General features: G+C 71.8%; 15 protein-coding genes. 8 read left to right on the forward strand and 7 right to left on the reverse strand.

The annotated features are described in order from the left end of the window. The first annotated feature begins 131 nt into the window (after nt 1–131). From A6A06_RS29475 to A6A06_RS29485, 3 genes are all read left to right on the forward strand, one after another. The gene (locus A6A06_RS29475; protein WP_274535898.1) at nt 132–959 is read left to right on the forward strand and encodes a helix-turn-helix domain-containing protein; all 828 of its coding nucleotides are present in this window, start codon (nt 132–134) and stop codon (nt 957–959) included. A gap of 11 nt (nt 960–970) precedes the next feature. After that, complete coding sequence (locus A6A06_RS29480; RefSeq protein ID WP_073765158.1) at nt 971–1,165, forward strand: DUF397 domain-containing protein; 195 nt, start codon at nt 971–973, stop codon at nt 1,163–1,165. 332 nt (nt 1,166–1,497) lie between these two features. Then, nucleotides 1,498–2,337, forward strand: coding sequence for an MOSC domain-containing protein (locus A6A06_RS29485; RefSeq protein WP_242441012.1), 840 nt, complete (start codon nt 1,498–1,500; stop codon nt 2,335–2,337). A 14-nt stretch (nt 2,338–2,351) separates the two neighbouring features. On the opposite strand, the gene A6A06_RS29490 is transcribed toward A6A06_RS29485, so the two are convergent. The 6 genes from A6A06_RS29490 to A6A06_RS29515 all read right to left on the reverse strand — a co-directional run bounded on the left by A6A06_RS29490 (nt 2,352) and on the right by A6A06_RS29515 (nt 7,460). Beyond that, complete coding sequence (locus A6A06_RS29490) at nt 2,352–2,885, reverse strand: SigE family RNA polymerase sigma factor (protein WP_073765160.1); 534 nt, start codon at nt 2,883–2,885, stop codon at nt 2,352–2,354. Between the two features lie 206 nt (nt 2,886–3,091). After that, a complete protein-coding gene (locus A6A06_RS29495; protein ID WP_073765162.1) occupies nt 3,092–3,952 on the reverse strand; it encodes a DUF1906 domain-containing protein in 861 nt (286 codons plus the stop codon). Between the two features lie 177 nt (nt 3,953–4,129). Continuing rightward, nucleotides 4,130–5,296, reverse strand: coding sequence for a lipid-transfer protein (locus A6A06_RS29500; RefSeq protein WP_073765164.1), 1,167 nt, complete (start codon nt 5,294–5,296; stop codon nt 4,130–4,132). Continuing rightward, entirely contained in the window at nt 5,293–5,766 is a 474-nt protein-coding gene (locus A6A06_RS43130; protein WP_073765166.1) for a MaoC/PaaZ C-terminal domain-containing protein, read from the reverse strand. The genes A6A06_RS29500 and A6A06_RS43130 overlap by 4 nt, the downstream gene beginning before the upstream one ends. After that, nucleotides 5,763–6,905, reverse strand: coding sequence for a bifunctional MaoC family dehydratase N-terminal/OB-fold nucleic acid binding domain-containing protein (locus tag A6A06_RS41195; protein ID WP_242441013.1), 1,143 nt, complete (start codon nt 6,903–6,905; stop codon nt 5,763–5,765). The genes A6A06_RS43130 and A6A06_RS41195 overlap by 4 nt, the downstream gene beginning before the upstream one ends. Before the next feature lie 249 nt (nt 6,906–7,154). Then, nucleotides 7,155–7,460 (reverse strand): hypothetical protein, encoded by a 306-nt coding sequence (locus A6A06_RS29515; protein WP_073765168.1) that lies wholly within the window; start codon nt 7,458–7,460, stop codon nt 7,155–7,157. 422 nt (nt 7,461–7,882) lie between these two features. Between A6A06_RS29515 and A6A06_RS29525 the strand changes: the two genes are divergently transcribed. The 4 genes from A6A06_RS29525 (at nt 7,883) to A6A06_RS29540 (ending at nt 11,396) form a co-directional block, all read left to right on the forward strand. Then, entirely contained in the window at nt 7,883–8,782 is a 900-nt protein-coding gene (locus A6A06_RS29525; RefSeq protein ID WP_073765172.1) for a bifunctional DNA primase/polymerase, read from the forward strand. 117 nt (nt 8,783–8,899) lie between these two features. Then, entirely contained in the window at nt 8,900–9,817 is a 918-nt protein-coding gene (locus tag A6A06_RS29530) for a class I SAM-dependent methyltransferase (protein WP_073765174.1), read from the forward strand. Then, nucleotides 9,814–10,578 carry an ABC transporter ATP-binding protein gene (locus A6A06_RS29535; RefSeq protein ID WP_338015964.1) on the forward strand — a complete coding sequence of 255 codons (765 nt, stop codon included), beginning with the start codon at nt 9,814–9,816 and terminating at the stop codon, nt 10,576–10,578. The genes A6A06_RS29530 and A6A06_RS29535 overlap by 4 nt, the downstream gene beginning before the upstream one ends. Then, nucleotides 10,578–11,396: an ABC transporter permease gene (locus tag A6A06_RS29540; RefSeq protein WP_199931253.1), complete on the forward strand. Its 819-nt coding sequence runs from the start codon at nt 10,578–10,580 to the stop codon at nt 11,394–11,396. Before A6A06_RS29535 ends, A6A06_RS29540 begins: the two co-directional genes overlap by 1 nt. A 34-nt stretch (nt 11,397–11,430) precedes the next feature. Here the strand turns inward: A6A06_RS29540 and A6A06_RS29545 are convergent, their stop codons facing one another. Continuing rightward, entirely contained in the window at nt 11,431–12,633 is a 1,203-nt protein-coding gene (locus A6A06_RS29545) for a polyprenyl synthetase family protein (RefSeq protein WP_079194438.1), read from the reverse strand. A 226-nt stretch (nt 12,634–12,859) separates the two neighbouring features. Here A6A06_RS29545 and shc point away from each other — a divergent pair, with 226 nt between their 5' ends. Continuing rightward, a complete protein-coding gene (shc, locus tag A6A06_RS29550) occupies nt 12,860–14,866 on the forward strand; it encodes a squalene--hopene cyclase (protein ID WP_073765178.1) in 2,007 nt (668 codons plus the stop codon). Nucleotides 14,867–15,003: the final 137 nt, after the last annotated feature.

Genomic DNA, 15,003 nt, shown 5'->3' on the forward strand with positions numbered 1-15,003 from the left:
CACATCCATGAGACGGCACAAGGATGAGACGGGCGCGTGTCGTTGACAGGTGGACCCGTGAGACCGTGTCGCGTCAGACTGGGGAACGCCGACCAGGAGAGGGGCCGATGCCACCAAGAAGCAGTCCCACCATGCGGCAGCAACGGTTGGGCGCGGAACTGCGAAAGCTCCGCGAGGCATCAGGGATGCCCGCGCGCGAGGCCGGAGCCCTGCTCGGCGGAAATCAAGCACAGATCAGCCACCTGGAGTCGGGGCGATGGGGGATCAGCGCGGAGCGGGTCCGTCGCCTCGCCTCGTTCTACTCCGCCGGCGATTCCGCCTTGATCGACGCCCTCTGCGGCATGGCCGAGGAGCGATACAAAGGGTGGTGGGAGGAGTATCGAGGCATCCTTCCACAAGGCTTCTTGGACGTCGCAGAGTTGGAACATCACGCCCGGCGCATCCTGTCACTGCAAAGTCTCACGATTCCCGGCATCTTCCAGACGGCCGACTACGCGCGAACGATCTTCGGCGGAGCATTGCCGCCACTGCCGCAGACCGAACTCGATGCCCGCGTTGAGCAGCGTGTAAGGCGCCGCACATTGTTCGACCGCCCTTCCCCTCCGCCCTTCGAGGGCGTGATCAACGAGGCGGCCCTGCGCATGAGGTACGGCGGTCGCGCCGTCGCCCGCAGCCAGCTCGAATACCTGCTGGAAGTCGCCGAATGGCCGGGCGTGACGATACAGATCCTTCCCTTCTCCACGGAAGAATTCATCGGGTCAGCGCAATCAGTACTCTATGCCGACGGCCCCGTGCCCCAGCTAGACACCGTGCAACTCGACAGCGCATATGGACCGGGATTCCTGGACGCAGAGGCTCAACTGAGCAAGTACCGCGCGGTTTTCAAAGCCGCCCGGCGAGCCTCGCTCAGCCCTACTGCATCGCAGGAACTTATCCACAGCATCGCAAAGGAAATGTGAGACTCACAGACATGACCAGTTTGACCACGTGGCAGAAGTCTTCCTACTCCGAGGCGACGGGAAATTGCGTCGAGATACGGACGCATGACGGAATGATCGAAGTCCGGGAGAGCGATAATCCGGGCGACATCATCACGACCACTCGCACAAAGTTCGAAGCGTTGATCCTGGGCGTCAAGGCCGGGGACTTCGATCACGCGATCTAGTCAACCCGACGGTTTTCGAGCGGACAAGCCCATACCTCCACGGGGGATGGGCTTGCGTCATATGCCGTCTCATTTATGTGCCGTCTCATACTTGCGACGGCACATCCCGCGACGCTACGTTTTTCTCACGTCGCCGCTCCAGGACCGAACCCGCAAGGGCATGGTTCGGCGCACACCCCTCCCCGTCGGTTGATTTCTCCTAAGCGGGCGCGACGGGGAGGGACCCAGCCCCACCCGCAGCCCCACCCGCTCCACCCCCTACCACGCACTACGCGCGCCCTGCACCAGGAAATCAGGAGTCTCGCTCAGTACGGTCGTGGCAGCCTGGGGGTATGGGGACGATGGTGGGAACGGTGACCACGCTGTGGCGGTATCCGGTGAAATCGCTGCTGGGTGAGGAGGTTCCGGATATTTCAGCGAACGCCCACGGGCTGGCGGGGGACCGTGCGCTCGCGTTGGTGCATCAGACGTCCGGCCAGGTCGCCAGCGCGAAGAACCCACGGCTGTGGCGCGACTTGCTGAAGTTGCGGGCCGAGATCATCGACGGTGCCGTACGGATCACGCTGCCGTCCGGCCGGACCGTACGGTCCACCGACGCGCACGTGCACCGGACGCTCACCGCGCACCTCGGGCAGCCCGTCACCCTCGCCGACACCCCGCCCGAGAAGGCCACCCTGGAACGCTCCTGCCCCGAAGAGGTACTGGCCGCCGGCACGGCGGCCGAGGTGGCGCGCGAGACGATGGAGATCGCCACACAGGCCCCGCCCGGCACCTTCTTCGACTACGCGCCGCTGCACCTGATCACCCGCGCCACCCTCGACCGGATCACCGAACTCGGCCCCCGGGCCACCACCGTCGAGGCCGAGCGCTACCGCCCCAACGTCGTGATCCGCACCGAGGCCGCCGGTTTCGTCGAGAATGACTGGCCCGGCCGCGAGCTGCGCATCGGCGACGAGCTCACCCTCCGGGTGGTGGCCAGGACGCCGCGGTGCGCCGTACCGACGCTGGAGCACGGCAGGCTGCCGCGCGACCCGGACGCGCTGCGGGTGCCCGCGCGCCACAACCGGGTGGTGCCGATGGACGACGCGGACCCGCAGCCCTGTGGGGGCGTCTACGCGCAGGTCGTACGGCCGGGACGGATCCGGCAGGGCGACGCGGTACGGGTGGTGTGAGGGCGCACCGGGGATTACGCCGCGACGGACAGTTCCGGGTCCTCGCGCAGCTTGGCCAGGGCCCGGGAGACCGCGCTCTTGACCGTACCGACGGAGACCCCGAGCACCTCCGCGGTCTGCGCCTCGCTCAGGTCCTCGTAATAGCGGAGCACGACCATGGCCCGCTGCCGCGCCGGCAGCCGCAGCACCGCCCGCCACATCGCGTCCCGCAGCACCTGGGCCTCGGCCGGGTCGGGCGCCGGGTCCGGGTCGGGCTCCGGTATCTCCTCGCAGGCGAACTCGTCGACCTTGCGTTTGCGCCACTGCGAGGTGCGGGTGTTCAGCAGGGCGCGGCGCACATAGCCGTCGAGCGCGCGGTGGTCCTCGATCCGCTCCCACGCCACGAACGTCTTCGCCAGCGCGGTCTGCAGCAGGTCCTCGGCGTCGCTCGGGTTGGCGGTGAGCGAGCGGGCGGTCCGCAGCAGCACCGGCCCGCGGGCCCGTACGTACGACGAGAACGACGGGAACACAGCGGCGCGGGAGGCGCTGGTGCACACTGGCGTGGTCATGGTCCAACGCTAGAAGCGCGGGGCACCGTGACGGATCGGCCCCAGGTGCCGAAGACCCCTCCCCCTCAGGTTGTACGGGTGGGGTTGCCCCCACCTCCTAAAGGCGGACGGCCACTCATCTCCCGTCAGGGTCGCGCACCGACTTTCGTCGGGCCCCGGCCCTCAGGTGCCGGGGCCCCGCCGCGGCGCGCGCGCCTCAACCGTAGCTACTCGATCACGGCGACCGGTGCGTCCACCTGGTTGCGGTCGATGACCAGCCTGCGCCCGCCGTGCGACTCGGCGACGTTGCCCGCGTACTGGTGGATCCGCCGGTGCGGACGCCACGCCTTGCCGGACAGCTCCGGCTCGCCGTACAGGTTCGGCTTGGAGTGCCAGCGTGCGAACCACATCACCGACGGCAGGTCCTGGGCACCGGCCTGCCGCGCCCGCTCCATGTGCCGTACGCCGGAGTCGGCGCTGCTGTAGAAGCCGGGCACATAGCCCTGGCGGCTGGTCTCCCGGTTCCAGGCGCGGATGTAGTCGAGTGTCTTACGGGTGCAGGGCGCGTTGCGCAGGCTGTACGCCTCCATGTCCAGGTACAGCGCGCTGTCCGGGGCGATGCCCAGCGCCTTGGCCCGGCGCACCGCGTCCCGCGCCTCGCTCGCGCCCACCTGCGCGGGGTCGCCGCCGATGGTCGCCTTGCGCTTGCTCTTGTTGACGACGCAGGGCGCCTGCGAGCCGACGTACAGCGGCAGCATCCGCCAGCCCGCGCGGTGGGCGGCGCGTACCCAGCCGGGTGTCAGGTTCGGCTGGCTGGGGCAGGCCCGGCCGCGCCCGCCGAAGTAGATGCCGATGCCGCGGTACTTGGAGCCCTTCCAGGCCTGCAGGGTGCTCTGCGGAGGCGCCTTGCAGGTGTCGAACGCCCAGCCCCGGAACACGTTCGGGCCGCGTGGACCGGTCCGGTCGGGCTCCGCGCCGGCGGCCGGGGCGAGGACGGTGGCCAGCAGACCGAGCAGGCCGGTCAGGGCCGTGAGCAGGGCAGCGGGGCGCGGGGCACGGCGTCGGATGATCCTTTTTGTCGATCCCATACCCGGAGTCAAAGTGCGGGTACGGGGCGCCGCGCGCCGGACACGCCAGCGGCCGCACGCATTCAGCCTCCTGGGTGATCCTGCGTTTCGGCGTTCGAAGAGCCTTTCCCCGGGGCAGCTCCTGGGGCCTTCCTCCGGCGGGCCACCGGCACCCGGCCCGCGCCACCCCGCCTCCGCTCAGCCGTCCGCCCCGAGCACCAGCCCGGAGGTCGGTACGCCCGTACCGGCGGTGACCAGGACGCCCGCCGCGCCCGGCACCTGGTTGACGGAGGTGCCGCGGAGCTGCCGTACCGCCTCCGCGATCCCGTTCATCCCGTGCAGATACGCCTCGCCCAGCTGGCCGCCGTGCGTGTTGATCGGCAGTCCGCCCGCCGCGACGAAGTCCGCCGCCTCGCCCGGCGCGCAGAACCCGAACTCCTCCAGCTGCATCAGCACGAACGGTGTGAAGTGGTCGTAGAGGATGCCGACGTCGATGTCCGCCGGTCGCAGCCCGCTCGTCCGCCACAGCTGCCGCGCCACGACGGCCGACTCCGGCAGGCCGGTCAGACCGTCCCGGTAGTAGCTGGTCATCTGCTCCTGGGCCCGGCCCGCGCCCTGTGCCGCCGCCCGGATCACCGCGGGCGGCCGTCGCAGGTCACGGGCCCGTTCGGCCGAGGTGACGACGACGGCCTGGCCGCCGTCCGTCTCCTGGCAGCAGTCGAGCAGCCGCAGCGGCTCGACGATCCAGCGGGACGCGGCGTGGTCGGCGAGGGTGATCGGCCTGCCGTGGAAGTACGCGGCGGGGTTGCGTGCGGCGTACCGCCGGCCGACGACCGCGACCTGCCCGAACGCCTCCGGGGTGAGCCCGTACGCGTACAGGTAGCGCTGTGCCGCCATGGCGACCCAGGAGGCGGGCGTCAGCAGTCCGGCGGGCAGGTTCCAGCCGAGTGCCGTGCCCTCGGCGGACGGTTCACGGCGCTGCACTCCGGAACCGAAGCGGCGGCCCGATCGTTCATTGAACGCCCGGTAGCAGACGACGACTTCGGCGACCCCCGCCGCGACGGCGAGGGCCGCCTGCTGGACCGTTGCGCAGGCCGCGCCGCCCCCGTAGTGGACGCGGGAGAAGAAGGACAGCTCGCCGATGCCCGCCGCCTGGGCGACGGTGATCTCGGGACTGGTGTCCATGGTGAAGGTGACCATGCCGTCGACGTCGCCGGGGGCGAGCCCGGCGTCGTCCAGTGCGGCCCGTACGGCCTCGACCGCCAGCTTCAGCTCGCTGCGGCCGGAGTCCTTGGAGAACTCGGTGGCGCCGATTCCGGCGATGGCGGCCCGGCCGCCGAGGGTGTCCGCGCGGCGCAGGCTCATGGCGTGACCTCCTGGCCCGGGGCCACGCGGGGGACGTCGGCGGGGGCGGAGACGGAGGCGGCGGCGGGGGCTGGGGCTGGGGCTGGGGCTGCGGGGACGGTGACGGTCACCGTGCCGGTGACGTGGTGGCCCAGGCGGTTGGTGCCCACGACGCGCACCTCCGCCGTGTCACCGTCCACGGCGAGGACGTCACCGCGTAACTCCAGGACGTCGTCCGGGTAATTGGGCACGCCGAGCCGGATCGCGACCTTGCGGAGCACGGCGCGCGGGCCGAGGCAGTCGGTGATGTAGCGGCCCACGAGACCGTTCGTGGTCAGGATGTTCATGAAGATGTCGGGGGAGCCCTTGGCCCTGGCCGCCTCGGCGTCGTGGTGTACGTCCTGGTAGTCGCGCGAAGCGACCGCCCCCGCGACGATCAGGGTGCGGGTGACGGGGACGGTCAGCGGGGGCAGCACGTCGCCGGGCCTCACGCCTGCCTCCCGCCGCCGTCGAGAGCGGACGGGTCCGTATCGCCGCCGTCGAGAGCGGACAGGCCCGTATCGCCGTCGTCGAGAGCCGACGGCTCCGTAGCGCCGCCGTTGAAGACGGGCAGCACCAGGTCCTCGTCCACGTCCCGGAACTCCAGCTGTACGGGCATCCCGATGCGCACCTGGTCCGGCGCCACCCCGACCACGTCGGCCACCATCCGTACCCCCTCCGCCAGTTCGACCAGCCCGACCGCGTAGGGCGGATCGAAGGCCGGGAAGGGCGGGTGGTGCAGCACGACGTACGAGAAGACCGTGCCGGAACCGGCGGCCTCCACGGTGTCCCAGCCCTCGCCGCCGCAGCTGTTGCATCCCGGCAGCCAGGGAAAACGGAGCGTCGCACAGTCCGTGCAGCGCTGGATGAGGAGCTGGTGGCGGGCGACTCCGGCCCAGAATCCGGCGTTGTCGCGGTTGATCACGGGGCGGGGGCGGCGGCTCGTGCCGCTGGTCCGGGGCTGCGCGGAGGCGCCGCGTGCCGGGTTCGACACCAGTTCCGGCACCGGCTCCGGCACCGGCACCGGCTCCGGCACCGGCTCCGACTCCGACTCCGGCTGCCCGGCGGGCGCGTACTTGAGGATGCGGAAGCGGTGCGTTCCGGCCGGTTCGCCGTCCGCCCGGATGTCCGTCCGCGTCGTGACGAAGTACCCCGTACCCAGCTTCGTCGTCTTGCGCGGGGAGACCGACTCGATGACGGCGTCGAAGGTGACGCGGTCGCCGGGGCGCAGCGGGCGCAGGTATTCCTGCTCGCAGTCGGTCGCGACGACGGATGTGCAGCCCGCCTCGTCCAGCAGGCCGAAGAGCGTGTCGTACGCCGGTGAGCGGCCGGGGTGTCCGGAGAGGCCGCCCATCGTCCACGCCTGGAGCATGGTGGGCGGGGCGACGGCGCCGGGGCCCCGGTACGCGGGGCCGGTGTCGCCCAGGGCCTCGCACCAGTGGCGGATCATCGGCTCGTTGACGGGGTCCTTGCCCTCGCCGCCCGTCACGGCGGCCTGCCCTTCGAAGGCCTTCAGCCGTACGTACAGCTCGTCCTCCGCCAGTTCGTCCTCTGCCAGCTCGCTCTCCGCGACGCCCGCGCCTCCGTCCACGTACCCGGCTCCTCCCACCCGCCCGTCCCCCTCGGCCTGCCTGCCGCTCTGCCCCCGCCTTACGGCTCCAGGGCAACGCACGGAAGGTTCCTGACTGTCCGTCAGGAACCTTCCGAAGTCAAGGGCGCACCGGCACCGGCCGGGCGAGGTCACCGGTCACGACGGTCACCCACCCCGGCCACCCGCGCCGGTCGGCCCGCGCCCGTCGGCTCGCGCCGGTCGGCCCGCCCCGGTCGTCGCCCGGTCGGCTCACCAGAGATTGGCGAAGTTCACCGTGGCGTCGGTCTGGTCGATGTGGGTCAGCCCGTGGCCGTTCACGCTCGCCGTGTTGTTCTGGTTCGACGCGCCGGGGCCGTTCGCGACCTGCTGGGTGGTGGTCGAGTTGCCGTTGTTGTTGTGGCCCACGCCGGTGCCGGCCTGGCTCGTGGCCGCCGCGCTCGACCCGTTGCCCGCCAGTCCGCCGTTGTCGGCGTGCGCCACTCCGGCGAGGAGGGCCGCGGCGAGGGGCAGTGCGGCGAGGGCGGTGAGGGCGCGAGTGGTACGTACGTTTGCCATGACGTTTCTCCTCTTACGGGGCGCACCCGCACGACCCCCACGACGGGACCGGCGGGCACGGCAACACTGACTTCCGGACTGCGGCGCGCGGCGGGGAGAAGCAGGGGCGCCCCCGCTCCAACTCCGCCGAACTGCCGCACCTCACGGGGCAGTTGCTGTCCGCCCTGCGAGGTTGACGACGTCGCGGTGATCAGACTTGCCCACCGCGACCCCCATGAACCAGACCGGAACGGCCACTTCCCCCTCAAGCATGAAGAACCCCGGGTAAACCTCCCTTGCGCCCCCGGAGCGCCAGCGCACGCCCGCGTACCCGCCACTCCCCTTCCTCACCTGCATGAATCGTTCCCGCACCTTTCCAGCCGTTCCGGAACGAGGGCCGTGCGCCCCTTTTCTTAATCGAACGCACATACGAAACTGGAGACATGGCCTCTCCCCACACCGCCGCCACCGACACCGCCACCGGAAGCCATCCCTCCCACCCCGGCGACCACGCCACGGCCCTCACCCACGCGCTCGTCGCGGCCGGCCGCGGCTACTCCGTCATCCCGCTGACCCGCGCCAAACTCCCCGCCGTCCGCTCCCCGCACCACGCCGACCGGGCCCCCGCCCCCTGCCGCGGCGCCTGCGGCCGCCCCGGCCACGGCATCCACGACGCGACCCGGGACCCGCTCGCCGTCCGCCACCTCTTCGCGGCCGCGCCCTGGGCCACCGCGTACGGCATCGCCTGCGGCGTCCCCCCGCACCACCTCATCGGCATCGACCTGGACACCAAACACAGCGCGGACGGCCTCACCGCCCTCCAACTCCTCGCCGGGGAACACCGCTTCACGCTGCCGCCCACCCTCACGGTCCACACCCCCAGCGGCGGCCGCCACCTCTACCTCTCCGGCCCGCCGTCCCCGTCCGTACCCAACTCCGCGGGCCGCCTGGCCCCGGGCATCGACATCCGCGGCGCCGGCGGCTACCTGGTCGGCCCCGGCTCCCGCACCTCCCGCGGCCGCTACCGCCCGGCCTCCGGCGTCCCCCGGTCCCCCGCCCCGGCCCCGCCCGCGCTCCTCACCCTCCTCGCCCAGCTCCCGCCCACCACCCACCACCCCAAGACGTCGCCGGTTCCCGCGGCCCACCCCGCCCCCGCCCTGCTCCGCTTCGTCCGCACCTCCCCCGACGGCCAGCGCAACGCGCGCCTCTTCTGGGCAGCCTGCCGCGCCTACGCATCCGGGATCGGCCAGGAGATGGCCACCGCCCTCACCACCGCCGCCCTCGACACCGGCCTCACCGAGCGCGAGGCGCGCGCCACCATCGCGTCAGCCGCCCGGCGTTGACTCCGGCACCCGGCCGACCGCAGGAGTGGCATCCGCGGGACTTCAGGGTGTCGTCCCGCCACGTTCGGCCGATTGCTGGTCAACTGGCAGTCAGCACCGCACGGGACGGAGAGGGCGATGGACCCAGACCGGCTGGCCGACTCGTACAGCGACACCAACCCCTTCTTCCGGCTGTTCCGGCACATGGGCTGGGGCGCACTGGTCAACCTCGGTTACTACACGATCCCCACCCTGCCGGCGCTCCTCGGCGGCGTCGCCTTCTTCCAGCGCCGACTGGAGACGCGGTGTCTGGAGCTGTTGCAGGCCCGCCCCGGGCACCGGGTGCTGGACGCCTGCTGCGGACGCGGTCACACCACCGCCCGCCTGGGGGCCGCGGGCTGCTCCGCGGTCGGTGTGGACATCAGCGGGCAGCAGATCGCCCAGGCCCGCAGCCGGTACGGCGCCGCCCCGAACACCGCCTTCGCCGTGGCCGACGTCACCGCGCTGCCCGGTCAGGCGTCCGGCTTCCCGGTGGCGGACCGCCCGTTCGACCGGATCCACTGCCTCGAAGCCGCCTTCCACCTCTCCCCCGCCGGCCGCCGCGCCCTCCTGGCCGAGGCCTTCCGGGTGCTGCGCCCCGGCGGACGGCTCGTCCTGGTCGACTTCACCTGGCGTACCGCGGATCCGGACACCATCCACGGGCTCGACCCGCGGGGCCTGCTCCGCGCGGCCTGGCAGATCGAAGGGTTCGAGCCGCTGACCCGCTACCTGGTGCACGCGGAGGCAGCGGGGTTCCGGGTGTCGCGCACGGTCGACTGGACCAGACCCGTCGTCGAGCGGTCCCTGCGCCTGGGGGCGGTCCTGAGCCGGATGGCGGCGTCCCGGGGCGGCCGTGAGGTGCTGGGGCTGCGCTGGGCCGGGCTGCGCGAGTTCACCGAGCAGGACTGGCAGACCACCATCGCCACCATCGACGCCCACCAGTCGGTGGGGCGCGGTGTCGGCTACTCCGCCCTGGTGCTCGACAAGCCGGGGGCCGAGGGGGGCCGCGCGCGGTGACGTCCCGTCGTTCTCCCTCTCAGGAGCAGGTCCCGGCCCAGGAGCACGCCGCTTCTCAGCCTCAGGAGCACACCGCCTCTCAGGAGCATGCTGCCTCCCAAGAGCAAGCTGCCGCTAAGGAGCACGCCGCGGCAGCCGTACAGGCGGAGTGTCCGCTGCGGCTGCGGATCAGCGGCGTGTGGAAGGGCTACGGCCGCAGGGAGGTCCTGCGCGGCGCCGACCTCTCGGTGCCCGCGGGGGCGCTGGTGGGCGTGGTCGGTGAGAACGGGGCCGGCAAGAGCACCCTGCTGCGGCTCGCGGTCGGTGAACTGGCCCCGGACCGCGGAACGGTGGCGCGCACCGCGTCGGTGGGCTACTGCCCGCAGCGCGCGGTGCTGAACGACACGCTCACCGTAGGCCAGCACCTGCGCCTGTTCCGGACGGCGTACCGGCTGCCGGACCTGGACCGGGCCGGCGAGCTGATGGACCTCCTGGCGTTCACCGGCTGCCGGGACCAGCAGGCCGGGAGCCTGAGCGGCGGTACGCGGCAGAAGCTCAACCTGCTGCTCGCCCTGATGCACGACCCGGACCTGCTGGTGCTGGACGAGCCGTACCAAGGGTTCGACTGGGACACCCACCAGCGTTTCTGGAGACTGGCCGGCCGGCTGCGGGACAAGGGGCGGTCGATCGTGGTGGTCTCCCACCTCCTGCACGACCTGGAGCATTTTGACGCCGTGGGCCGACTGCGGGAGGGCCGTATCGAGAGCGAGGGGCACCACTGATGGGTCACCGGTGGGCGGCGTTCACCGAGATGCTGCGCTGCTCGCTGCTGGGGCATCTGCGCAACCGGCTGGCGATGGTCCTGGCCTGCGTGTTCGTTCCGGTGTGGATCATCGTCGGGCGCGTATGCGCGCTCGATACGGTGGTGCGCTACCGCCTCGACATCCTCGACGTGGACGCCGTCGGCCTCGCGAACCGGGTCGGGCAGGTGTCCAACGCCCTGTCCGCCATCATGCTGATCACCGGCTTCATGATGTTCACGGAGACGTTCAAGGCCGGGGAGATGGACCGGCGTCTCGTGCTGGCCGGTTACTCCCGCCTCCCGCTCCTGCTGGCGAAGGTCGCCGCGCTCTTCGTGGTCGCCTCGGTGCTGGCCGGCTACACCGTCGTCTGGCTGAGCCTGTTCCTCCCCGTGGAGCAGTTCTGGCCCCTGGTCCTCGCCCTCCTCGCCGCCGGGCTCGCCTACGGCGGCATCGGCCTCCTGCTGGGTTCCCTCGTACGCGGTGAGTTGGAGGGCTTCTTCACCGTCGTGATGCTCAGCCTGATCGATTCCGGGGTGCAGAACCCGGCCCTCGAAGCGGCGAACCTGCCCGGCCTGAGCGTCCTGCCGTCGTACGGCGCCGCCCAGTCGGCGCTGGCCGCGTCCTTCACCCGGACCGGCCCCGGTGCCCACCCCCTGCTGGCCGTCGCCTGGTGCGCCGCGACCCTGGCGCTCACGCTGCTCGTCTTCCACGTCCGTACCCGCTCCTACCGGACCGGTACCGGTTCCCTGGCGGCCCGTGCCGGCGCGGAAGCCGTCGCCCGGTGCCCGGCGGCGTGAGTGCGGCCGCCCGCGGACGCGTGCGCCGCCCGCCTCACGCGATGCGGTTGACCTGGACGACGTGCCGGGCCATGTCGAGCAGCATCCGGGTGCCCGGCACCTGCGGCAGCATCGGCTCCAGCCGGCTCCAGGTCTCCGCCACCAGCGACTGGGCCTCCCGGACGCAGGCCTCCAGGGCGCCGCAGTCGCGCAGCTCGGCGGCCGCGCCCAGGACCGTGGTGCGGTCGGCCCGGCCGTCCCGTACGGCGTGCCACAGCGGGGCGAGACGCCTACGGGGGAGCCGGGCGACGGCGTGCGCCAGCGGCATGGTGACCTTCCCGTTGTGGAGGTCCTCACCGACCTGCTTCGTCACCACCCCGTCGCGTACCACCCCTTCCAGGTCCGCGACGTCGTCGGTGATCTGGTACGCCGTGCCGATGGCGGAGCCGAACGCGACCAGGGCGGTGCGCTGCCGGTCGTCGACACCGCACACGAGCGCGGCGGCCTCCAGCCCGGCGCCCACCATGGCCCCGGATTTCAGGCGGTGCGTCAGGCGTACGGCTTCGAGCGCCGGCTCGGCGTCCTCGGTACGGACCGCCTGGTCCATCTCGGTGCGGTGCCCCTGGATGTCCAGCGCCTGGCCCGCGTGCGCGGCGCGCAGGGCCGCCAGGTACGCGTCGTAGAGGCGGGCCCGCAGCACCAGGTCCTCCGGGACGGTCAGCCGGACCGCCCGGTCCAGCGTGAAATAGGCGAAGGTGCCCGCGTTGAGGGCCGTGGAGGTGCCGAAGGCGGTGTGCACCGTGGCCCGGCCGCGGCGCAGCGACGCGCCGTCCTCCACGTCGTCGACCATCAGGGAACCGGTGTGCGCCAGCTCCATCGAGGCGACCAGCGGGCCGAAGTGCTCGCTGTCCCCGCCGAGCACTTCGATCACCGCCATCATCAGGCCGGGGCGCCAGCGCCCGCCGCCCGCGCCGACCAGGTAGCGCACCGGTTCCGTCAGGGCGGCGTGCAGCCGGCCGCCGACGCGGGCGTGCGCGGGGTCGCCGGAGCAGTCCGTCGGCTCGCCGCCGCAGTCGTACGCCATCAGCGGTGACCCGGCGTCGCGGCAGCCCGCGGGGGTGCCGGGGTAGAGACGTTCGATCTGTGCGTCGACCCGTCCGGCCCAACGGGCAAGGAGTTCCTGAAACGTTTCTTCTTCGGCCGCCGGCCTGCTCGCCGGTCTTTCCGCGGGAAGTTTTGTGGTGGGAGTGGATGTCACATGACTGTTCTACCGATGGTCGTGCCGATTCGCCTGCGCAGCGATACCGGCGAGCGGGTGACACAAACACCGCCCGCTCTGCTGAATGCGTGACGCCGGGTCGTTTCCCGGGGCGTGTCCGGCCGGTGCGCTAACGTGACGCGCACATCACCCCATTTACCCCCTTCGGCCCTTCCGCGCGAGCCCGCACCCGTTCTTTCCGCACCGGCTACACCCAGGGGAATCCATGACCACGACGACCGATGACGAATCCCGCCCGGACGGGACGCTGTCCAGCACGCCGGACCCGGCTCCGACCTTCGCTTTTCCGCCGTCCGACGAGGTCGAGGAAGCGGCCCGGCAGGCCGCACTGAAGGCCGCGGACAACCTGCTGGCCCGGCAGCACCCGGACGGGTACTGGCGGGAATTCCTCGGGGTGAATACCAGCATGGACGCGCAGGATTCACTGATGCGCCAATTCCTGGGCATTCTGGATGACCGGACCGCCGCGGCGACCGGCCGGTGGATTCGTTCGAAGCAGCTACCGGACGGTTCCTGGTCCCCCGTTCACGAAGGCGCCGGTGATCTGGGCATCACCATCGAGTCCTATCTGGCTCTCCGGCTCGCCGGGCACGACCCGGACGAACCGCATATGCGCCAATGCGCGGAATGGGTACGCGAAAGGGGCGGTCTCGCGGCCGCCCGGGTGACGACGCGCATCTGGTGCGCGATGTTCGGCTGGTGGAGCTGGGACCGGCTGTACGAGGTACCGCCCGAGATGATCCTGCTGCCCAAGTGGGCCCCGCTGAACGTCTACTCGTACCTCTACTGGATGCGCCAGGTCGTCGTCCCGTACCTCGTCGTCCTGTCCCACCGCCCGGTGGCACCGGTGCCGTTCGGCATCGACGAGCTGCTGGCCGTCCCCGGCACCCACGCGGGAACGCGGACCGACGGGCCGTCCGGCGGGTGGGACGGCGTCTTCCGGGGCCTGAACCGCGCCCTGCGCTGGTACCGCAAGGCCGGCCCGTCCTCGGTGCGCCGGGCCGCGGTCAACGCCTGCCTCCGCTGGATCACCGAACGCCAGGAAGCGGACGGCAGCTGGGGAGGCGTCCGGGTGCAGACCATGTGGTCGGTGTTCGCCCTGCGCCACTCCGGCTACCCGCTCGACCACCCGGCCGTCAGGGCCGGACTCGGCTTTCTGGACCACACCATCGTCTGGCCCGAGGAGGGCGTACGGAAGGTGGAGATCTGCGAGTCCCCGGTCTGGGACACCGCGCTGTCCGTCATCGCGCTCCGGGACACCGGGCTGCCGGGCGACCACCCGGCCCTGGTCAGGGCCGCCGACTGGCTGGTCGGCCAGCAGACGACACGACGCGCCGACTGGTCCGTGCAGCGCCCCCGGCTCGCTACCGGCGGCTGGGCGTTCCAGTTCCACAACGAGTGCTACCCCGACATGGACGACACCTCCGAGGTGGTCCTCGCACTGCACCGCGTCCGCCACCCGGACCCCGCGCGCGTCGACGCGGCAGTGCGCAAGGGCGCGCACTGGAACCTCGGCATGCAGAGCAAGAACGGCGGGTGGGGGGCCTTCGACGCGGACAGCGTCAGCCCCATCCCCGAACGGCTCGCCCTCACCGGCATCAGCTTCATCGCCGACGCGCCGAGCGCCGACATCTCCGGGCACGTGCTGGAGATGCTGGGCGCGCTGGGGATGCAGGACGACATCCGCACCCGGCGCGGCATCCGCTGGCTGCTCGCCCAGCAGGAGGACGACGGCTCGTGGTTCGGCCGCTGGGGGGTGAATCACGTGTACGGCACCGGCGCCGCGGTCCCGGCCCTCATCGCGAACGGTGTGCCTCCCGGCCACCCGGCCGTCCGGCGCGCCGTCGCCTGGCTCCGGTCCGTACAGAACGCGGACGGCGGGTGGGGCGAGGACTGGGAGTCCTACACCGATCCCCGCTACATCGGCCACGGCCCGTCCACCCCGTCGCAGACGGCCTGGGCCCTGACCGCGCTGCTCGCCGCCGGAGAACGCGACAGCGAAGCCGTCCGGTCCGGCATCCGACGGCTCGCCGACACCCAGCGCGACGACGGCACCTGGGACGAGCCGTACCACACCGGCACCGTCATCCCCGGGGAATACGCCCTGCACTACGGCCTCTACGCCCACGCCTTCCCCCTCACCGCCCTCGGCCGCTACGTACAGCACCAGAACGAGGGGGCCATCGCGGGCGCCCGCCCTGGTCCCGCTTGAGGCCGGGGCAGGCGTGAGGCATGTGCGGGGGTGAGGCAGGCGTGAGATCGGGGCCGGCGCAGGGCGGAATCCAGCCATTGTCACGTCGACCCGTGGCGGGCCGGGCGGGCGGAAGGAAAAGACCCCCGTGATCAAAA

Origin of the sequence: Streptomyces sp. CB02923 (assembly GCF_001905005.1) — a bacterium.
In the GTDB taxonomy this organism is placed as follows: Bacteria; Actinomycetota; Actinomycetes; order Streptomycetales; family Streptomycetaceae; genus Streptomyces.

What these genes read in the sequence shown, in the direction of transcription:
- A6A06_RS29475 (WP_274535898.1), top strand. Translation starts at nt 132, where the DNA reads ATGCGGCAGCAACGGTTGGGCGCGGAACTGCGAAAGCTCCGCGAGGCA.
- A6A06_RS29480 (WP_073765158.1), top strand. Translation starts at nt 971, where the DNA reads ATGACCAGTTTGACCACGTGGCAGAAGTCTTCCTACTCCGAGGCGACG.
- A6A06_RS29485 (WP_242441012.1), top strand. Translation starts at nt 1,498, where the DNA reads ATGGGGACGATGGTGGGAACGGTGACCACGCTGTGGCGGTATCCGGTG.
- A6A06_RS29490 (WP_073765160.1), bottom strand. Translation starts at nt 2,885, where the DNA reads ATGACCACGCCAGTGTGCACCAGCGCCTCCCGCGCCGCTGTGTTCCCG.
- A6A06_RS29495 (WP_073765162.1), bottom strand. Translation starts at nt 3,952, where the DNA reads ATGGGATCGACAAAAAGGATCATCCGACGCCGTGCCCCGCGCCCCGCT.
- A6A06_RS29500 (WP_073765164.1), bottom strand. Translation starts at nt 5,296, where the DNA reads ATGAGCCTGCGCCGCGCGGACACCCTCGGCGGCCGGGCCGCCATCGCC.
- A6A06_RS29515 (WP_073765168.1), bottom strand. Translation starts at nt 7,460, where the DNA reads ATGGCAAACGTACGTACCACTCGCGCCCTCACCGCCCTCGCCGCACTG.
- A6A06_RS29525 (WP_073765172.1), top strand. Translation starts at nt 7,883, where the DNA reads ATGGCCTCTCCCCACACCGCCGCCACCGACACCGCCACCGGAAGCCAT.
- A6A06_RS29530 (WP_073765174.1), top strand. Translation starts at nt 8,900, where the DNA reads ATGGACCCAGACCGGCTGGCCGACTCGTACAGCGACACCAACCCCTTC.
- A6A06_RS29540 (WP_199931253.1), top strand. Translation starts at nt 10,578, where the DNA reads ATGGGTCACCGGTGGGCGGCGTTCACCGAGATGCTGCGCTGCTCGCTG.
- shc (WP_073765178.1), top strand. Translation starts at nt 12,860, where the DNA reads ATGACCACGACGACCGATGACGAATCCCGCCCGGACGGGACGCTGTCC.